A 19411-nucleotide genomic window follows, 5' to 3' on the forward strand; every position below is an offset into this window, starting at 1 on the left:
GTGAGCTGGTGGGAGGCGTGCACCCGGTCAAGGATCTCGATCATGCCCGGCACTGGCTCGATCTCGTCTCCCGCCGGGCACGCGGCGGAATAGCCATCCGCCGCCGCGCGGTGGTGGTGGGCGGCGGGTACATCGGCGTCGAAATGGCGGAAGCGATGGTGCAACGCGGATTCAGCACCACACTCCTGACCCGCAGTGCTGTGATGAGCAGCCTCGACAGCGATATGAGTGAGAGGGTCCGCGAGACCGTCCAAGCCGGCGGAGTCGACGTCATCACGAACACCACGATCGCCGATATCGACATCGACAGCGTCGACGGCCACGTTCGCTCGGTCACCGGCAGCAACGGACAGGTCTACCCCACCGACGTCGTCGTCCTCGGACTCGGTGTGCACCCGGCCACCGAACTCGGCGTGGCCGCCGGGCTGCCCATCGGCGAACGCGGCGGCTACTTGCCCAACGAGCGGCAAGAGGTCGCCGAGGGCGTATGGGCCGCCGGGGACTGCTGCGAAGTCATCGACCGAATCCGCGGGAAGTACGTCCTTGCACCCCTGGGCACCCACGCGAACAAGCAGGGTCGTATCTGTGGGTACAACACGGTTGGCGGATCGCACGAGTTCCCTGGCGTTCTGGGCACCGCCATTACCCGGTTCGTGTCCGCCGGCACTCACGTGGAGGTCGCCCGCACAGGCCTCGGGAGCCGGGAGGCGACCGAGGCGGGGTACGACGTGGAGTCCCTGGTCACTGTCGGCGGCACGGCGAGCGGATATATGCCGGAGCGATCACCGATCGCCACCAAGATCATCGCCGACCGTCGTACGCGCCGGTTGCTCGGTGTGCAGATCGTGGGCGGGGCGCAGTCAGCCAAGAGGATCGACACTGCCGCCGCGGTGCTGTGGGGCGAGATGAGCGTCGACGACCTTGCCGCGATGGATCTCTCGTATGCCCCACCGTTCGCCACGGTGTGGGAAGCGATTCAGCTCGCCGCCCGCCGATTGTCGGATCGGATGTGACCGCGCCGAACCAGCACCGCTTCGGGACGAAAGACGCAGTGGTGGACCGTGTGCCTGAGCCGATGCCGATGGAAGACCTGCTCGTCGAACTGAACTGTTGGGCCGGTGGGATCGGGGCCCGGGAGGCGCGGCCAGGGGTGACCGTCTGCCGGTTCGAGGAGCCGGGTCCGTATTCGTGGGAGCCGGCCCATGGCGTCACCTTCGGTCTCGTCGCCCAGGGGCGACTGTCCGTGGACATCGATCGCACCGCGCACGGATGCGGCCCACTCGAGGGAGTCGTCTTCACGGACCGGTCGTGCCCCGCGATCGAAGTAGTCGCGGCCTCCGCCGACCATCCCTTCCTCGCGATGTTTCTGCAGATCGACGCGGCGATCATTCGCCGCATCTCGACGGATGTCTTGGTCAGCGATGCCGCGGCGGTGCCGATGGCCCGGCGTGGCCGTGCAGGCGGCAATCAGTGCAGCGGCACCTTCGGTGTCGATGCGCGACTACTCCACTCCGTTCTCCGGTTCCTTCATGCACTCGATGGCGAGTTGGACGAGCGAGTGCTCGCACCGATCTGTTTGCAGGAGATCGTGTATCGCCTTCTGCAGATCGTCAGCTGTCAGGATCCGCTCGAGGTTGCCTCACGCGAGTCCGACGTCGATCCTACGCGGGCGGCGATCGAGTACATCAGGTCTCACCTCACTGAATCGATGAGTGTGAGCGACATCGCGCGGGAGGTTCAGCTGAGTGAGTCGGCATTTGCGCATACCTTCCGTGCGACGATCGGCGTGAGTCCCTACCAGTTCCTCAAATCCGAGCGACTGGACGCTGCTCGACGCATGCTCATCTCCCGTTCCGGCATCAGTGTGAGCGAAGTTGCACGCGCCGTGGGCTATTCGAGCTCCTCCCACTTCATTACAGAGTTCAAGCGCCGGTACGCGGTCACACCCCGCGAATATGCGAACGGGAAGTACTCCTGCGCTGCGCTGGAGGCCCTCGACCGTCAGGACGGCACCCACGCGAGAACAGCAGAAATAGTGCACTTCCCGGCAGGCAACTGATACGCGAAGGCCGGCGGATATCGTACGGTCGATTTGACGCCGCTACGCATCTCATACGACGCAATCCGTGCGGCACTGAATCCGGGCAGCATTCCGAACTAAAAGTGTTGCTGCGGAGCTGAACTCAAACAATAGGAGATCGACATGCCGGCGAAGAAGATCGTTCTGGGGGTGGTAGCCGCACTAGGTGTGATGCTGTTCCTCTTTCCCCTCGTTACCAACATGCTGCAGAAGACCCAAGGCGTGGAAGAGCTCACGGGTAGCCTTCGGACCAGTTTCGAACCGACGGCGTTATCCCAGACGCGCACCGACATGGACACGATCCAGGCGATGGCCGATCAACTCCAGACCGAAACACTGCCAGCCCTCCCCGGCGCGCTGGCGATGACACCCGACCAGTTCCAGAGTTACATGGGCGAGAACTTTCCACAGGTCACCAGCGGTATCAGTCAGCTCGACACGATCCTGCCCAAGTTCCAGGCGCTGGTGACCGGTTTGGAGACACAGGCACCGAACTTCCGCAGCGCCGATCAGATACCGACAAACTTTCTGCCCAGCACGACGGTGCCGTTTCTGTTCTACGTTCCAGGGGCGGTCCTGTTCCTGGTAGCCGGCGGAGCGTTGATCGTCCGGGGTGACCAGCGGCGGACATCTCTCGCGCGTGCAGCCCTGCTCACAGCCACGACTGTCGGCGCGGTCTTCATCATTGCCCCCCTCCTGCTGTCCGTTCCGCAGAAGGCGCATGCGACCGACGAGCTCACTGGAGCGTTCGCTACGGTCTTCACCGACGAAGGCGCGGCCGCCGTGCGCGCCGACATGAACGTCATTCAAGAGATGTCCGACCAACTGCAAGAGCAGACACTCCCAGCGCTCGCGGCAGCGTTGAAGATGGACCCGGCTCAGTTCCAGAACTTCATGTCGCAGAATTACCCCGACGTGGCCACCGGCGTCGGAGCGCTCAACACCGTGCTCCCCCGCTTCCAGGGACTCGTCGGTGGTATCGAAGGGAACGTCGGGAGCTTCCCATTGGCATCCAGTATTCCCACCTCCCACACAGCGACGACCACCCTGACCCTGGGGTTCCTTGTTCCAGGCGCGGTCTTGGTGGCCGCCGGCGTGCTCGGGCTGGCTTTGCGTGAGCCAAATCGTTCCCCCCAGCCGAGGCCCCGCGAAAGTTCGCTCGCCGTCTCCTGAAAGGAGGTGCGATCGGCCGCGGGAGTGGGGGTGAGTGCTCTAGCCCGAAGTTACGACGAACCTGGGTGCCGGGTTCGCCTCTGATCTGCCCTTTCTCAGGTTCGGAGCTCTGCGGATGTAGTCAGAATTGTTGGCGTGTCGCGGCGACTGTTCGTCGTGAATTGCAGTACCGTGATAGGTATGGCAAAGCGTGGGGACGCGGTCCATGTGGTCAGAGTGCGGAAGTCGCATGTGGACAAGCAGGGGCAACACCGCGACTACGAGTCCGCCTATCTGCGGCGGACGTTCCGCGAGGGCACCCGGGTGCGCAACGAGACGGTGGCAAACCTGTCCACGCTGCCCGCGCACGTGATCGACTGGGTCGAGGCCGGGCTGAAGGGGCAGACGCTGGTGCCGGCAGACACCGCGGCCACGGTGCTCCGCTCGGTGCCGCACGGACACGTGGCCGCGGTCTGGGCCCAGGCCAAGGCTCTGGGCCTGCCGGCCCTGCTCGGCCCGGCCGGCCGGATGCGCGATGTGGCGATGGCGCTGATCCTCGCCCGGGCGGTGGCCCCGGCCTCGAAACTGGCGACCGCCTCCTGGTGGGCCGACACCACCCTCGGGGTGGACCTCGAGGTCGCCGGGGCGGGCACGGACGAGATCTACGCGGCGATGGACTGGCTGGTGGGTCGCCAGGACCGCATCGAAAAGCGGCTCGCCGGAAAGCATCTCGATCCGGCGGTGAATCCGTCGCGGATCGCGATGTTCGACCTGTCCTCCTCGTGGGTGACCGGCCGGCACTGCGACCTGGCCGCCCGCGGCTACTCCCGCGACGGGAAGAAGGGCTGCGAGCAGATCGAATACGGGCTGCTCACCGACCCCGCCGGTCGCCCGGTCGCGGTCCGGGTGTTTCCCGGCAACACCGCCGACCCGGCCGCCTTCACCCACGCCGTGACCGCCGTGAAGGACACCTTCGCGCTGGAGAACATGCTGATGGTCGGCGACCGCGGCATGATCACCGCCGCCCGCATCACCGCCCTCAAAGAACTCGGCGGACTCGGGTGGTTGACCGCGCTGCGGGCCCCGCAGATCGCGGCGCTGGCCGCCGATGACGGACCGCTGCAGATGAGCCTTTTCGACGAGCAGAACTTCGCCGAGATCACCCACCCCGAGTATCCCGGGGAACGGTTGATCGTGTGCCGCAACCCGGCGCTGGCCGACGAGCGGGCCCGCAAACGCGGCGAACTGCTCGACGCCACCGAGGCGGAACTGGGCAAGATCGTCGCCGCGGTGACCGCGGGCCGGTTGTCCGGGGCCGGGAAGATCGGCCTACGGGTCGGGAAGGTGCTGGGAAAATACAAGGTGGGCAAACACTTCCACCTCGACATCACCGACACCTCGCTGACGGTGACCCGCAACCGGGAGCGGATCGACGCCGAGGCCGCCCTCGACGGGATCTACACCCTGCGCACCACCGCCAGCGCCGACGAGCTCGGCACCGCCGCCGTGATCGACGCCTACAAGAACCTCTCCCGGGTCGAACGCGACTTCCGGTCCCTCAAGGCCATCGACCTCGACCTGCGCCCGATCCACCACCGACTCACCGACCGGGTGAAGGGTCACGTGCTGATCTGCATGCTCGCCGCCTACCTCACCTGGCACCTGCGCCAGGCGTGGGCGCCGTTGACCTACACCGACGAGAACCCGCCGCACCGCGCGGATCCCGTCGCACCCGCGGCCCGCTCGGCCGCCGCCCAGGCCAAGGCGGCCCGCAAGACCACCACCGACGGTGACCTACCCACACCCGCTCCTACCAGGCCCTGCTGGCCCACCTGGCCACCCTCACCCGCAACGACCTGCGCTACGGCGACGACGGACCGATCGTGGCGACCCTCGCCGTCCCCACGCCCACCCAACGACGCGCCTTCGAACTCCTCGACACCACCATCCCCCTGACCGTCAGGTAGCCAGAACAACCACAACCGAAAACAACGAACCCCCAGCTCAACCGGGGGTTCGTCCGTCCTCAAGGCCGTAACTTCGGTCTAGTGCACTCACCCCCACTCCATGCGGTGCCCACGCGGGCGAGGGCTGGCGTGCGTGGTGGAAGTCCGTGCGCTGCCCGGTCAGCCCTCGACAAGAGATCCCAGACCGACGACCACTCAGACGCCGCACACACCGAGCAATGCGATGTCGAGGGTCTCGAATACTGAACGCTCGCTACACCATCGATCCACCGGAGCTCCGGCGAGATCTACGGCCTCTGCCGCAGTCGGCTATATGCACTCCTGCGCCAGCTGCACAGCCCAGCCCGGCTCGATCATTCCTGTTCCCACCAGAGTGTGCCGGCCTCTGAATCCTCGTCGTCGTCCAGAGGCCAGCCGCCGAAGGTGGCGCCGGTCAGAGTGAGAATCGCGGTGAAGAACTTCTCCAAGAATGGCACGAAAGTCTGCTCTCTGTCCCCAATGGGACCATGTGCGTTAGTTGCTGCACGGCTCTCCCCGCGCGTGCCGACCCGGTGATTCGCCGAAGCAAGCATGGGCATTGCCATGGGCCCTCACCGGACGGACAGGCGGTTACGCCGCGTGATTGGCGGGCGCCAGCATCGGCACCAGAACCGAGTGAACCCCCGTCACACTGAGCATCTGCCGGATCGGGCCGCCTTGGCACAACTGCGAAGCCAGCATTCGTTCGCGGCACCGCTCGGGATTGGCGGTCCTCGGATCGATCGGGATCCCGATCAGTATTTCCGCTGACGTTGCACTCCGGCTCGCATCTACCAGTAACGATTCCTCGTCGACCGCCCGGATGGGCACGTCGCGTCGGCCGCGTACCGAACCGATGATCACTACGACGTAGTCGTCGCCGTCATGGGTGAAGGTAATCAATCGGCAGTGGCGCCCGGCAACCACGAGTCTGACGTCCAGGCCGCGCTGTGGCAGATCTCCCGCCGTATCACCTTGGACCCGTCGCAGTCCCGACGCTGTCGAGGCTCGATGCCCCGCCCCGATGACGGTTCGCCGTGAGGTCCAGCTGAAAAATTCGTCTGTCGCGTCCATTGGTCGCGCCTCTTCTGTGCATCCGATCGTCCTGCCGGGCCTGCACCCGATCCCAACATTGTGTTGTGGATCACATAATCATAGGAGTGAAAAGATCGCTAGTCAATTATTCACCGTATAGACTTTCTTAGTAGTGAAAGGTTTCTGCAGGCCAGATGCTAGCCGAGCAGAACTGGCACAGCAATCAGGACGCCCGGTCGGTCGGATGCAGTACCGGACCATGCCAACCAGACCCCAGGGCGCACTGCTGCGTCATGCGGCTTCCGGTCCGGACCAGTCGACGGGTCGTGAGGTGTGTACGAATGAAAAGACAATCGGAGTTGGTGGCGCCAGCCATCCGCGGGGACGAGCCCGGGTCACAATGCCGACTGTGGGATCTGATCCTCTGGTCGGTGATCGTGATCGCAGCGGCGGTAGGTGTTGCGGCGGTGCTCACCGCCCGATGACCAAGCCGCATCAGAGCTACCAGTAGTAGGCCGCATGAGTTCCGGTTTCTCTGCCCGCAGTCCGGAGCCGCGGCTGACCTCCTGGCACGCGATCACCGGCCCAGGCCGCCGGTATGCTGCTGTGCAGGATTCGGCAGCCCCCTGCGCGGAGCGCGCGTGGATGCATTCTGCCACCGTTCCAAACAACACAGGATGACGGAGCGCCGCGGCTTCTGACCGCGATGACATCGGCATTTTCACAAGCTCGACACAGGCGACAATCAAGATGGGACCGAAAGGAACAGCGGTGCACGAGTTCGACACGATCCTGCTCGAGCGTACCGGGCGGGTCGGTACGGTCACACTGAACCGGACCAAGGCACTCAACGCCCTCAACACTGCGATGCTCGCGGACGTCACCGCTGCACTCGACGACCTGGAGAACGACCCCGGGATCGGAGCCATCATCCTGACCGGCTCGGAGCGGGCTTTCGCGGCCGGCGCCGACATCAAGGAGATGCGTCCCCGAACCTACATCGATGTCTTCGCCAGCGACTTTCTCGCAGGGTGGGAACGGTTGGCGACGGTACGCAAGCCGACCATCGCTGCCGTAGCCGGTTACGCGCTCGGCGGCGGCTGCGAGGTGGCCATGATGTGCGACCTCGTCATCGCCGCTGACACCGCGAGATTCGGCCAGCCCGAGGTCACCTTGGGCGTGATCCCCGGTCTCGGCGGCTCACAGCGCCTTACCCGGGCAATCGGCAAGGCCAAGGCCATGGACCTACTACTGACCGGACGCACTATGGACGCGGCGGAGGCCGAACGCGCCGGACTGGTCAGTCGGATCGTTCCCGCCGAGCAACTGCTCGGCGAGGCGCAGAGTATCGCCGAGGCGATCGCATCGATGTCGCTACCTGTCGCGATGCTGGCGAAGGAAGCAGTCAATCGTTCCTTCGAGACCACGCTCGGCGAGGGATTGCGCTACGAACGGAGGGCTTTCCACTCGACGTTCGGCCTTCACGATCAGAAGGAAGGCATGTCCGCGTTCATCGAGAAACGCGCGCCGACGTTCACCCACCGCTGAGTGTCGGCGGGCCCCGCCCGCTCGCGCGACGATTCGTCGCGCCGCGGCCGGTCCCTCCCTCCGCTCCCGCGCCATCAGGTCCACCCGCGCGCTGCGGGCACAAGGATTCTGCTGACTCGTTGCAGATTCCCCGATGATCACGCGGACGGCCGCCGCCACCTGCTCCGTCTCTGTGTAATCAGAACCTGGGGACCGTTCCGGTAGGCACCGTTGCGCGACCCCACTACCCGGCCGGAGACGACGGATATCACGCCGATCGCCGCGCTGTCGTAGTCACACCACCGCAAAGGAAGGCCAATGACCACCAACCAGCACATCGACCCCCCCACCGAGGGACTGCTCCGCGAGATCACCGACGAGGAACGGGCGGATTTTGCTGCCAATGGAGTTGCCCGGCTCGAGGCCGTGATCGCTCCGTCGTGGATCGACTACCTCCGGACCGCGGTGGATCGGCTGATGACCGACGTTCACGCCACCTCTCAGAACTACACGTCCCCGGGGCAGCCTCGCTTCTTTTCCCAGGCCTTTCCTCGCTTCGTCGACTCGGCGTTCGACGCCTGGGCTCTGCGGGGGCCGACCAAGGACATCGCCCGCCAGATACATCCTGCAGTGAGGTCACTGCGGTTCTTCTACGACCAGGTGTTCGCGCAGGAGCCCGGGGCGGCCCAGGGTGCGCCCTTCCACCAGGACTACGCCTACCTGCCGATCGACGGCGAGCAGTACTTCCGTATCTGGGTCCCGCTCGACACCGTCACGACCGACAACGGCGCTGTTCATTACTTGAAAGGCTCACACCTCGGCCCCGTCTACCGGCCCCGCAGTTTCAGCGGCAATCCTGAGGTTGCCGCCGTCTATAAACGTTCGCCCTACCCCGAACTACCCGATTTCGCCGCCGACTACGACCGTCATGAATGGTTCATCGGTGACGCCGAGCCAGGCGATGCTCTATTGCACCATCCCAAGACCGTCCACGGATCGCCCGCCAACCGTTCCAGCCACCCCCGCCGGGCCGTCACAACGATCTTCGCCGGCGACCAAGTCGTCTGGGATCCGAGGCCGGGCACCAGCTTCGACCATATTGCCAGCATCGGCGGGTTCTCCGTCCCTCCGATGACCCCTGGCTCCCCCATCAGCGGCGACCTGTTCCCCGTTGTGTGGCAGAACCCCTCGCGCCATGACTGAGAGGTTCCGGGATCACCAGCCGTTTCCCACGAAGCGTGGCTGATCACGCCCCGGCGTGATCAGCCACCCCCGACCCACATGTGGACCGAGGCATCAAGCCCAGATCCACAATGCCTCGGATACTCCGGCTCTCTCGTGCCCGGAGGATCCGAGGTCGTCTCGCTCACCTGTCTCGGTGTCGTGTCAGTTTCCGATGACCGGCAGGATCAGCGCGATCCGCAGTTTCTGGTCGATCGTTTGTCCGAGGGCGAGTGATCGGTCCAGCAGTGGGGCGAGTGCTTGGACTTTCGCGTCCGCGTCCGCGAGGGTGTGCACGATCTGCTCCGCTGGAACGGCGGCGGCGTTGGCCTGATCGGTTGCAGATGCACCTGCGTCGATGATGCCGCCCAATGGGGCGTCCGCGGACTTCAGGGCGTCACCGAGCGCCTGGAGTTGGCTGCCGAGATCCCCGAGGGTCTGGTCCGCGCGGGTGAGGGAGTTGAGCACCCCGACGACTTCCGGGAGGCCCTGGTTGATGGCGGCGTTCGCCGGAGGCAATTCCTTCGCCCCGGATAGTGCGTCGTTGGTGGTCTCATCCACGGTTTTCGCTTGATTGACACCGTCTTTGAAGATGTCATTGGTGATGCTCAAATCCCGTGTGACGATCAGAATGCCGCACAAGAGTGCGATGGTGAATGCCAGGGCAATCGCCCAGGAGAGCCGAAACATGGTGTGTGTTCTGCCTTTCACTCGTTCCGTGGTCGATCTCTGACCCGTCCGAGCGTTACGGGTTCGGTGTGGTCGCGACGCCGAGAGGGGGGAGGTTCAGGGAATTGACCGGGGGGCCGACCACCGCGAGCAGCGGCCCGAGTTCTTGGACGTGCCGGGCTTCTTCCTCGACGTTCGCCAGGGTCGCGGCGATGGCGGTGGCCTTGGGGCCGAGCGTTCCCAGGGTGCCTTCGATCGTGGTCAGTCCGGTGTTGATGGCCGCGAGTTGCGTGGTGACCGAGCCGACGGCGGTCGACAGTCCCGCCACCGTCGGGCTCGCTTGGTTGGCGCGGTCGGTCACGTTCGCGACCAGGCCCGGCAGGGGCCCCGCGATCGCGCTGACGTCGCCGGTGGAGGAATTGAGTGTCTTGGCTTGTCCCGTCAGCTCTCCGGCCTTGGTGGTCAAGCCTTCGAGGTCGTGTGCCAGCGGGTCCAGCGCCTGGATGTCTCCGGCGAGCTGGGCGTGTTTGGGGACGAGGATCCCGGTGAGGGTGTCGAACTGGCCGGCGGAATCGATGACCTCGAGACTCAGCTGCGACGGTCGTCCCAGCGGGTCGACGACGTCGTCGAGTCCGGGAAGAAACCCGTTGACGGCGCAGAGCAGCACGGCGGGCGCGAGCCCCAGCCCGAGCACTACCCCGAGCCATGCCTTTTTGGTGATCATCAGTTCCCTCCCGGTGCTGGAATGAAGGCTCCCTGTTCGGGAATCAGCGCGAGTTTGTTCGTCGTCCGCGTCAGCTCCGCGTTGAGTGCGTTCACGAGATCGATCGCCGTGGTGAGTTCGTTGTTCACATCGCTGACGGTGGTGTTCGCGTCCGCCGAAATTTGATGCAGCGAAGCCGCGGAACCCTGCAACGTGGTGGCGACGGTCTCGAGCTGTCCTGCGATCGCGGTGTCGCCCTGCCCGGCGGCGAGCAACGCCCGTGCGTCCGGCAGCAGCGCGGCCAGGTGATCGACGTCGGCGGCGGTTGCGGTATTGAGCTGGGCCAAGACCCCCGCCAGTTCATCGAGTTGCTTGTGTGCCGTGGCCGGGGCGGTGAGATCTGCCCGTTGGGCGAAGTAGTCGTTGGTCAGCCGAAAGTTGTCCACGATCGTCCGCGCGCTGTCCTGCACGAGCTGACCCTTGTGGATGGCCGCCAACACCAGCCCGAACAGGACCACGGCCAGGACAGCGGCGAGGCGGCCCATCCATTCGGTGGCTACGGCGAACCCGCTGGAACTCGGTGTCGCAGTGGACGGGATGTCCAACCGGTGGGGCAGTACGCCCTTTCGGTATGGCAGCGCCGATGCCGGGATATCGAGTCGCTGAAGTCCGGCCAGGCCTCGGCGCGGGTACGCCTCGTCCGGTAAGTCGGTGCCCTGCTGCATGTCACGTCCAGTCGAGAGTAGGTACAGATCGGTCGGGGCAGAGAAGGTGGGTTCAGCCCGGGAGCGGAAGCATCTGGTTGATGGTCTGCGCGGCCGCCACCGAACCCTGCAGGTCGCTGACGAGGCCCTGAACGATGGCTAACAGCTGGCGCCCCTGATCACCGAACGCTTCCGCGGATGACACGAGCGGGAGCACGGTGTTCTGGACCTCGCCGAGAATGCCCTGGATGTTGGTCAGCTGATCGTTCGTCAACTGCGCCCCGTCGGTGCTGCTGGCAAGCATCTGCGCTGCCGGGGCGATCGCTTCATCCAGCTTGGTCAGCAGCGGCCCGAGCGCGGCGGTCGCATCGAGCGCGGTCTGCGCGGTATGGGTAAGTTCGGTCAATTGTGCGAGTTGCTTGGTCAGTCGATCGTTGACATCGACGATGCCCTGGGAGGCGGTGATGCTCGTTTCGTTGGCGCGTTGCTGGTTGTCGAGTCGGGAGTTCAGGTTGAACACGACGAAGGTGAGCAGGCCGAGAACCCCGACCGCGACGATCGCCAGAACCATCCGGGCCGGTCCGCCGCGGCGTCCGAAGAAAATCAAGGTACTTCTCCTACTTTCCAGACAGGTCGTTGGCGGATTCTTCCGCCGACAGGCGGGTCCTGTGGACCTTCGCGGCAGTTGATCGTGCGTCGGTGAGGATGGCGTCCAAGGTGGCGCGGTCGCCGGCGACAGCCGCAGTGGCGCCGTCGACCGGCGACTGGAGTGAGCTGATGTGCTCGGTCAGCGTGTCGAGCGAGGCGACGAGATCGGTCACGTTCGCGCCGGCGAGGTCAAGGGTCTTCTGCACGTCGCCGGTGATTTGTCCGGTGAGGGTGTTGAGTTCAGCGGTCACTGCCGCATCGGTGCTCAGAACACTCGCCAGTGATGCCTTCATCTTGTCGAGCGCGTCGAATGCGGCCAGCGTGACCTTCTCGTGCTCGACAATCTGATCCAGGGCCGGGTTGTAGTTGCCGGCGGACACCACCGCCTGGTCGAGCCGGTAGGGCGTGGCCGTCAAGTCGTAGATCCGGGGATACAGGTATAACGCACCCACCGGAATCAGCGCGAGAACCAGGAGCACGCGCGCCACATTCGTTGTGGTCGAGGCGCCCCGCGGCGGATCGGCGAATCCGTCCGGTGCGATCTCATCGGGTGATGCGATCGGCATGGTGGCCTCGGCATCGAGGGTGTGCCGGTTCCGGCTCGAAATCGCCGTCATGACTCGACAACCGAGACCAGCGCGATAGTGCGCAACGCCGTCAGCGTGTGTGTGAGAAGACCCTTCACCACGAGCTTGTGCGTGAGGATTCCGCCGAGCACCTTCATCCCACGGTTGGTGAAGAAGCCCACCGGGATCAACCCGCCGGCTTTCATCGGCAACTGTGACACATCGAGGATCTGGTCCACGCTGGCACTGATGGTGACGCTCGGCCGACCCACGATGTCGTTGTAGACGATTGCCTCGTCGGTGCCGAACACGATCGTGCAGGCGCTGTCGGTGTCGGTGCTGTAGATCGACACCGGCCGGGAGATCTTGCGTGCGAACTTGACTCGGGACGGGAAGTTCTCGACGTTCTGCCCGATCAGCATCCCGACGATGCTGGCGACGCCGTTCGCGTCGTCCCCGTCGTACAGAGTGACCGGGTATGCCTCGGATTCAACAGTGGTCATCGATCATGGCCTTTCACAGCAGGGGTCAGCGATATGTCCTATCGGCCCCTGCGCGGGACTCGCCTGGAGAACACGCGAGTCCCACACGGGCCGTGAGTTATTGGGTCACACGTCCCAGTCCGTGGGCACCTGTCCCCACGACAACAGGAAATTGTTGAAGGCTCCTGCGTTTTCGATGGCTGCCGACATCGGGCCCTTGGCGAATTTGACCTTTCCGGCCAGCAGCAGTTTTCCGCCCTCGGCGTCGCCCTCGGCCGCGCGCTGCCACGTCTCGAGGGTCCCGTTGATCTTCAACCACAGGTCGTTCTCGTCGAACTTGCGGATCGTCCAGGAGACGATCTTGGCCTTCTCCCACTCGATATGGCAGGCCACATCGTCCTTACCGATGGTGCCGAATTCCATGCGGTTGGTGAACGAATCGGGGTCTTTGAATCCCTTGTACACCTCCGCGTTCGCATTGACAGCCTCGAGCGCCAGTTCGCACCACTCCTGCGAGAAAAACTTCAGCTTGTCGGTCATCGGTTCGACTCCTGTTCGGTCAATCTGTCTCAAAGGGTCTGTGCAGCTGCACATTTCACTCAGTTGGAGGAGCTTCTGGCGCTGGCGTACAGCACGCCACGACATTGCCGAGTGATACCGCTCACATCCGGAATTACCGTAGGCATTGATTTTTCACTCGTCAATTACTGATTTCTGTCGGCTTTTGCGGCATGAAAATTCCTGGACGCGCGCCCCGATCGGTTCGGGCAACTGCCTTTCCGCAGGTGGGCAACACATTCTCCCCTGCCCATCCATCACCAGCCACCGAAGAATCGCCGTGTTTTCAACCCACAGATTCGAGTCCGTGTGCCCTATCGGCCCTCCATGCGGCGCCGTGACACGTGCGGCAGCCCCACAAGCCCAGCCTGACGCATACCCGAGCAGCTGATCGCTGCGGTCGCCAATCGTAGTGGGATCCTGTTGATTTGTTTCGTATTCGACCGCAAAACACCATCGCGGGCTCGCGAACGCCTCACCAGGTGTGTAATCCGAGAGCAGCACTCGGATGGAGTCGGCTACGTCCGCGAAGCGGAAGCCGACGGGATCCCTCCGGCCCTATCGATGAGATGAGATTGACGATGTCCTCAGTGCCGATCGCCGTCACCGGCGCCGACTGCCCGCCGCCGGCAGACGGGACCACACACCCCCGCGGCTACTGGTCTGAGGACCTCGCGACCCCGCATCGTGTCGTCAGCTACCACGGACTCGGCATCTCGATCGCAAGGCTCGATGCCGTAGTTTCCGCCGGCGTGGTTCCGTCGGCCCGATCGGCGTAGGCGCTGTTTCAGCGCTTCAGCATCATCGGCCTCGCTCGACCCTGGCACGCCGCTCCCGTCATCATCGGTCAGCGCGGGCTTCGTCCGGGGAAGTGGGATCGACATCACGCACCATTCTGAACGAAGACAAAAGGGTACCGATTGTCGTGGATCCTCTGACGATTTCACTGGTCCGATCGAGTTTCAAATCTATCGGAGCGATCCCTGAGGGCGAGGACACGTTCGCACGTTCCTTCTACGCCATTCTGTTTGCCACGCATCCCGAGACCCGCCAGCACTTCCCGGCAGCCATGGACATCCAACGCGATCGGCTGATGCGGGCGATCGGGTACGTCATCGACCAACTCGAGACACCGGAATCCGTACTCCCGCTGCTAGCCCAACTCGGACGAGATCACCGCAAATACGGAGTCACAGAGGATCACTACACCGCCGTCGGCGAGGCACTCCTCGCCGCGCTGGCCAACCTCGCCGGACCTGAACTCTGGACCGACGAGACCGATCACGCGTGGCGTCTGACGATCGCACTGATCGCCTCGATCATGACCGAGGCCGCCAACTCCGACGAGGGACCCCCGACACGTGTGGGCACGGTGATCGAGCACCGCCGAGTACTCGACGACCTCGCCATCGTGCGTCTGGAACTCGACCACACGATGACGTATGAACCGGGACAGTATGTCAGCGTGCAGGTACCCAGTCGACCCAGAATGTGGCGCTACCTGTCGTTGGCAACGCCACCCACACCGGACCGGATCGTCGAGTTCCATGTCCGACGAGTCTCCGGTGGCTGGGTGAGTCCCGCGATCGTAGGAGAGTCACAGATCGGCGACACCTGGCTGATCGGATCACCACTCGGTTCTCTCGGCATGTGGCGAGAACCTCGCCGAAGCCGGCTGATGATCGGTGAAGGAACCGGAATCGCTCCTTTGCGAGCGCAGTTGATGGATACCACGCAGCGCGGCGACGCTCCTCGGACGCATCTGTTCGTCGGCGGCACCTACCCCTGTGACCTGTACGACCTCGACATGCTGTGGGCATTGACACGGACGAATCCGCAGCTGACCGTCATCCCGGTAACCGAGTACAGCGACAATCCGTGGTGGGTCTCGAGAACGTCGCACACCTCGGGCGGTGTGCACGATCCACTCACCGGCCAGATCAGCCGTGTAGTCGCCGAATACGCGGACTGGACCGACCACGACATCGAAGTCGTGGGATCACCATCGATGGTCCACACAACCAAGTATCGATTGATGGCCAACGGAGTCGATGCCTGCAACATCCGCCACGACCCGCTGCACTGAGCGCCGACGCGTCCCTTCCCCAGGCCCGGTTGCACATCGGTGCCGCCGCCAAGCCCGTCGAAACCGGCACGAGAGTCGCCCACCTCGCTGTCGACCACATGGCACAGGTCAACCTCAAGCTCGGCGGCAAGAGTCCGAACATCGTCTTCGGCGCTTTTTCTGGCCGCTGATTGTGAAGCTCCTGAGCATTCTGACGAGCGAAGAACTCGGCCGACATCCCCATTCCGGAATGTGTTCGAAATCGGAACAGACGTGCATCACATCGCGGGTGCAATATGAGGGAAGTCACAAGGTGTACGGCGTGTGTCCGGCAGCAGTGGATTGTGGCTGACCCATACGTCGGCCACGCGATGCGCAGGACGCCGCGACGCACAACCCTATAAGACCAGGAAAACCAGGAGGAATCATGACAACGGCTATCGGAGCTGGATCGCAGGTACCGGAGACTGCGCTGTCCGAGTTGACCCCCGAGCAGGTCGGGCACCTGCGCCACTTCGCCAATTTGCTGAACCAGCCGGCCAACGATTGGTCGCTAATGCAGGGAAAGGCCTTCGGGCAGGACGACTTCGGTGCGTATCGTTTTCAGCTGGCGTTCATGGCGTACGGGATGGCGCTGACGCACGCGCATCGACTTCCCGCCGCGCCTGGTGTCTTCAAGCCGCTGTTCGATCGGGCCATCGAGAAGATGCTTCTGCCCGAGGTGTGGATCTATTGGAAGGACACCAGTCGGGGTGGCGCCGCGTTCAACGAGCACCTCACGGACTCCTACCATGAGGAGTACAACCCGGTTGCCCGGGACAACATCATGTACAGCGCATACGTGCAGTCCATGGCTTTGCTGTTCAACTACCTCTTCGACGACGACAAGTACGCTCAGCCTGGAGCTCTGACCTTCAGCTTCTTTACCCCGTTCTGGGGTGGCGAAGAGAAGCGGTACGAGTATGACCAGAACACGCTCAATGAGCACATCTACTGGCTGATGGTGGAGAACGGGTACCTCGGGGTGCCCTGCGAGCCGAACTGCATTTACCAGATCTGCAACCAGCCGGCGATCCTTGGTTTTCGCATGCATGACATCCTCACCGGTGAGGCCGTCGCCGACGAGGTGACAGAGGGTTACGAGAAGGCCTGGGCTCAGTTCGGACGGCTGGACGAGAACGGCCACTACAACATGATGATGGCCCAGGACAGCAAGGCCGTCGCACCCAACTCGGGCAACTGGCCGTGGGTTGATGCGTGGTGTGGGTCGCTGATGAACATGTGGAACCGCGACTTCGTCCAAGGCAACTATCCCGACCAGATCACAGCCCTGGTCGAGAAAGGCAAGGACGGGGCCATCTCCGTGGTACCCGGCGAGCCATTCGTCCTTGCCGGAAATACGGTCGTGCTCGACTCCTGTGACCACGGGTGGGTCTCGGTGTGGGCTTCGGAGATGGGCGACGAGGAGACATTGCAGGGCCTGATGACCCATGCGGATCGCTATATGCACCCGAAATGGCGCGACGGCGGGCTCTACTACCCCCGCAACGACGAACTGACCGACGCAGAAGGCAACCGTACCGAAATGGAGCCGATCACGGGCAATGTGCTTCTCGCCTATGCGCGGCTCAACGTCAAGGACGGCTTCTGGAAGCTATACAACGAGCCGTGGGACCGCAGTCACTACAGCGAGCCCGCACTCACGACCGTTGCCGCCGACATCGACGTGACCCGCGCGTACTTTGACCGCGACAACCGGGAGCTCGTCTTCACGCTGCACCGCCGAGACGACCAGAACGGCGACGGAGTCGTCGAGCTCAGCAATATCGACATCGCAGGCCAAACCTGGACGCTGCGCGAGGACGATCGCACTGTCGCCCGCGGCCGTCGTGGCGCCGCAGTCGAGACCGAAGGCGTCGAGATGACGCGTCGCGGCGACACCTACATCCTCGGCTGTCCCGACGGCGGGCCACACCGCTACACCCTGGCGCTCGAAGGGGCGCCCACTGAAAGGATCGAATCATGACCTCCGTCGACCGGCCCTCGAGCGCAACGTTCGTTCCGGCCGACTTCGACTTGGTGGACCACCACGGAAATAGGGTGACGAACGCGACCTACCACGGCAAGCATGTGCTCGTGTTCTTCGGGTTCACACACTGCCAGGTGGTGTGTCCGCGCGCCCTGAGCAAATTGTCCGGAGTCTTGGACACGCTCGGACCCCAAGCCGCCCGGATTACCGGACTCTATGTCACGGTGGACCCCGACCGGGATACCCCGGAAATCATGAAGGCATTTCTGACGGAGCACTACCCGCGGTTTACGGGGCTCACCGGAACGTCCGACCAGATCGACGCCGCGAAGAAGGCATTCCGAGTCTTCGCGAAGCGGGCGGCGGATCCCGACGACCCGGAAGGGTACGTGGTCCCGCATTCCGCCATCACGTACGTCTTGGACCCGTCTGGGACGTTCCTCACGCACTTCACCGACGCCGTCGAAGCAGACGAGATGGCATCTCGCCTGCAAGCACTATTGGCCGAGAGTGCCTGATCATGGAAGCGACATCACCAACGCGCCTTCAGCCCGAGTCGTGGCGACCGACGCTCCCCCAGAGGCTTGTCGTCGGCCGCCGCGCCGGCAAGGCCGCAGCCGCGCTGGCCGTAGCTTGCGGACTGATTCACATTCCTGTGCTCCTCTTGCATCTGGGTGCCTATCCCGGCACCAGCCTTCTCATGCTCGCCCTCTCCTGCGCGTGTTTACCCTGCGCGAAAAGCTTGTGGAACGCACCGTTGATGCGAGACTGGGGCATCGCAGCGGCAATCAGCGCCTCCATGCTCACCCTCCACCTGATCATGATGGAGGGAATGACGACGGCAGATAGCAACGCCGACGGCGCGATGAGGATGCCAGCGCACCATCACTCGTCGATGCCCACCGTCAGCGCCGGAGGCGATCTGCACGGTCTCGGGGCAACGGCGTTGAGTGTTGCGACTGCCCTTGCAGTTGCACAGATTTTGCTCGCCTGTGGTGCGATGGTCGTGGCGACCGTGTCACGCGCACATCGCGCACGATCTCAGTCGTCGAGCTAGTCAACGCTCGCAGTGCGCCCAGGTAGGCGTCACGAGCCCGGCTGGCCACTCATGAGTGGCCAGCCGGGCGCAAAACTAATCGTTCTCATGACCACTCCACGTTGGAACAAGCGTGGTTGCTATCTCGTGTTGACCCCAAAGTTCCTTAGCGCGTCACCCACCCAAGTCTGGCTAATTCTATTTGGCATGCGAAGTATTCAAGGAGAATGCAATGGTCATTGCTTCACGGTCACCCATCACCCGCTCACGGCTCGGACGTCTGTCGACCCTCGTGGTTGTGGCCGCGACCGTGTCACTCGTGGGGAGCCTCCTCGGACCGATCTGGATGTTCAGCCCCGCGAACGCCGAGACGCTAACCCCTGATTCCTGGCTGACCTTCTCCGATCTCACTTCCGCCACAGCGCAAAGTCCATCCGCGATACAAGCGGCATACTTCGGATGGCTGGCCTGGACCCTGATCGCAAGTATTGTCCTGGTCACGATCGGAGCCACGATCACCGGATTTCGGCCCCTCTTCCTAGCCGAAGCCACCCTTGGACTTGCAGCATTGGTCGTCACGGTGTTCGCCCTCAAGGGGCCGTCGACCTGGGGGGCCGTCGTCGCCGCGCTTCCCGATATCCGCATCGGCGGATACATGGTGATTGCCGGGTTGCTGCTTCTCGTCGTACACGGCTCCACAGCCGCGAGGGATACCTTCCGTTCATCCCAGCCAGGCCCAACACTCTGACTCGGATCAGCCCGGGGGGTCGGGACCAGTCGCTTGCTGCGTTCCTGCTGGATGGCGTCGAATAAGAGCCGGGATCTCGACTGGAAAGGCCGGCAGTCCTAAAATCGGCCCCAGGCGGCAATTGAGTCCCACGTTTTACACCTAGCGAAGATGGGAGGTCGGCCTGTCCTCGACGGCCGAATCGACGACAGAACTGTTGAGAA

Annotated in this window: 22 protein-coding genes; 13 read left to right on the forward strand and 9 right to left on the reverse strand. The window is 63.8% G+C overall.

Annotated features, from left to right (window positions below; genetic code table 11):
* The 4 genes from CJ179_RS49835 to CJ179_RS49850 form a co-directional block, all read left to right on the forward strand.
* On the forward strand, positions 1 to 1013 hold a 1013-nt coding region (locus CJ179_RS49835; RefSeq protein WP_095866442.1), incomplete at its 5' end, for an FAD-dependent oxidoreductase.
* A 50-nt stretch (positions 1014 to 1063) separates the two neighbouring features.
* Entirely contained in the window at positions 1064 to 2059 is a 996-nt protein-coding gene (locus CJ179_RS49840; protein ID WP_257016437.1) for an AraC family transcriptional regulator, read from the forward strand.
* Positions 2060 to 2203: 144 nt separating this feature from the next.
* Entirely contained in the window at positions 2204 to 3253 is a 1050-nt protein-coding gene (locus tag CJ179_RS49845; RefSeq protein ID WP_095866443.1) for a hypothetical protein, read from the forward strand.
* A gap of 180 nt (positions 3254 to 3433) precedes the next feature.
* Positions 3434 to 5188, forward strand: coding sequence for an IS1634 family transposase (locus CJ179_RS49850; protein ID WP_257016438.1), 1755 nt, complete (start codon positions 3434 to 3436; stop codon positions 5186 to 5188).
* Between the two features lie 364 nt (positions 5189 to 5552).
* On the opposite strand, the gene CJ179_RS53660 is transcribed toward CJ179_RS49850, so the two are convergent.
* Both CJ179_RS53660 and CJ179_RS49855 read right to left on the reverse strand, forming a co-directional pair.
* Positions 5553 to 5675 (reverse strand): hypothetical protein, encoded by a 123-nt coding sequence (locus tag CJ179_RS53660; protein WP_257016439.1) that lies wholly within the window; start codon positions 5673 to 5675, stop codon positions 5553 to 5555.
* 133 nt (positions 5676 to 5808) lie between these two features.
* Complete coding sequence (locus tag CJ179_RS49855; protein WP_063720690.1) at positions 5809 to 6144, reverse strand: hypothetical protein; 336 nt, start codon at positions 6142 to 6144, stop codon at positions 5809 to 5811.
* 449 nt (positions 6145 to 6593) lie between these two features.
* Between CJ179_RS49855 and CJ179_RS52040 the strand changes: the two genes are divergently transcribed.
* The 3 genes from CJ179_RS52040 to CJ179_RS49865 all read left to right on the forward strand — a co-directional run bounded on the left by CJ179_RS52040 (position 6594) and on the right by CJ179_RS49865 (position 8982).
* Complete coding sequence (locus CJ179_RS52040) at positions 6594 to 6737, forward strand: hypothetical protein (protein ID WP_009760382.1); 144 nt, start codon at positions 6594 to 6596, stop codon at positions 6735 to 6737.
* Positions 6738 to 7023: 286 nt separating this feature from the next.
* Positions 7024 to 7800, forward strand: a complete 777-nt coding sequence (locus CJ179_RS49860; protein ID WP_095866444.1) for an enoyl-CoA hydratase — start codon at positions 7024 to 7026, stop codon at positions 7798 to 7800.
* Positions 7801 to 8097: 297 nt separating this feature from the next.
* The gene (locus tag CJ179_RS49865; RefSeq protein WP_095866445.1) at positions 8098 to 8982 is read left to right on the forward strand and encodes a phytanoyl-CoA dioxygenase family protein; all 885 of its coding nucleotides are present in this window, start codon (positions 8098 to 8100) and stop codon (positions 8980 to 8982) included.
* Between the two features lie 183 nt (positions 8983 to 9165).
* Here CJ179_RS49865 and CJ179_RS49870 read toward each other — a convergent pair whose 3' ends face one another.
* From CJ179_RS49870 to CJ179_RS49900, 7 genes are all read right to left on the reverse strand, one after another.
* Positions 9166 to 9690: a hypothetical protein gene (locus tag CJ179_RS49870; protein ID WP_095866446.1), complete on the reverse strand. Its 525-nt coding sequence runs from the start codon at positions 9688 to 9690 to the stop codon at positions 9166 to 9168.
* Between the two features lie 55 nt (positions 9691 to 9745).
* Positions 9746 to 10393 (reverse strand): hypothetical protein, encoded by a 648-nt coding sequence (locus CJ179_RS49875; RefSeq protein WP_095866447.1) that lies wholly within the window; start codon positions 10391 to 10393, stop codon positions 9746 to 9748.
* A complete protein-coding gene (locus CJ179_RS49880; protein ID WP_095866448.1) occupies positions 10393 to 11097 on the reverse strand; it encodes a hypothetical protein in 705 nt (234 codons plus the stop codon). Before CJ179_RS49880 ends, CJ179_RS49875 begins: the two co-directional genes overlap by 1 nt.
* A 52-nt stretch (positions 11098 to 11149) precedes the next feature.
* On the reverse strand, positions 11150 to 11683 hold the full coding sequence (locus tag CJ179_RS49885; protein WP_095866449.1) for a hypothetical protein: 534 nt from the start codon (positions 11681 to 11683) through the stop codon (positions 11150 to 11152).
* Between the two features lie 10 nt (positions 11684 to 11693).
* Positions 11694 to 12290: a hypothetical protein gene (locus tag CJ179_RS49890; protein ID WP_373560207.1), complete on the reverse strand. Its 597-nt coding sequence runs from the start codon at positions 12288 to 12290 to the stop codon at positions 11694 to 11696.
* A 47-nt stretch (positions 12291 to 12337) separates the two neighbouring features.
* Positions 12338 to 12793 (reverse strand): hypothetical protein, encoded by a 456-nt coding sequence (locus CJ179_RS49895; protein WP_095866451.1) that lies wholly within the window; start codon positions 12791 to 12793, stop codon positions 12338 to 12340.
* A gap of 105 nt (positions 12794 to 12898) precedes the next feature.
* Positions 12899 to 13312, reverse strand: a complete 414-nt coding sequence (locus tag CJ179_RS49900; RefSeq protein ID WP_095866452.1) for a hypothetical protein — start codon at positions 13310 to 13312, stop codon at positions 12899 to 12901.
* 599 nt (positions 13313 to 13911) lie between these two features.
* Between CJ179_RS49900 and CJ179_RS49905 the strand changes: the two genes are divergently transcribed.
* From CJ179_RS49905 to CJ179_RS49930, 6 genes are all read left to right on the forward strand, one after another.
* Positions 13912 to 14109 carry a hypothetical protein gene (locus tag CJ179_RS49905; RefSeq protein ID WP_143549090.1) on the forward strand — a complete coding sequence of 66 codons (198 nt, stop codon included), beginning with the start codon at positions 13912 to 13914 and terminating at the stop codon, positions 14107 to 14109.
* 146 nt (positions 14110 to 14255) lie between these two features.
* A complete protein-coding gene (locus CJ179_RS49910; protein ID WP_095866454.1) occupies positions 14256 to 15416 on the forward strand; it encodes a globin domain-containing protein in 1161 nt (386 codons plus the stop codon).
* A gap of 406 nt (positions 15417 to 15822) precedes the next feature.
* On the forward strand, positions 15823 to 17421 hold the full coding sequence (locus CJ179_RS49915; RefSeq protein WP_095866455.1) for a hypothetical protein: 1599 nt from the start codon (positions 15823 to 15825) through the stop codon (positions 17419 to 17421).
* Positions 17418 to 17942, forward strand: coding sequence for an SCO family protein (locus CJ179_RS49920; RefSeq protein ID WP_095866456.1), 525 nt, complete (start codon positions 17418 to 17420; stop codon positions 17940 to 17942). Before CJ179_RS49915 ends, CJ179_RS49920 begins: the two co-directional genes overlap by 4 nt.
* Before the next feature lie 2 nt (positions 17943 to 17944).
* Entirely contained in the window at positions 17945 to 18481 is a 537-nt protein-coding gene (locus tag CJ179_RS49925) for a hypothetical protein (RefSeq protein ID WP_095866457.1), read from the forward strand.
* Positions 18482 to 18758: 277 nt separating this feature from the next.
* Entirely contained in the window at positions 18759 to 19208 is a 450-nt protein-coding gene (locus CJ179_RS49930) for a hypothetical protein (RefSeq protein WP_095866458.1), read from the forward strand.
* Positions 19209 to 19411 lie beyond the last annotated feature (203 nt).

The sequence above is a fragment of the Rhodococcus sp. ACS1 genome (genome assembly GCF_002300155.1).
Classification (GTDB): domain Bacteria; phylum Actinomycetota; class Actinomycetes; order Mycobacteriales; family Mycobacteriaceae; genus Rhodococcus_F; species Rhodococcus_F koreensis.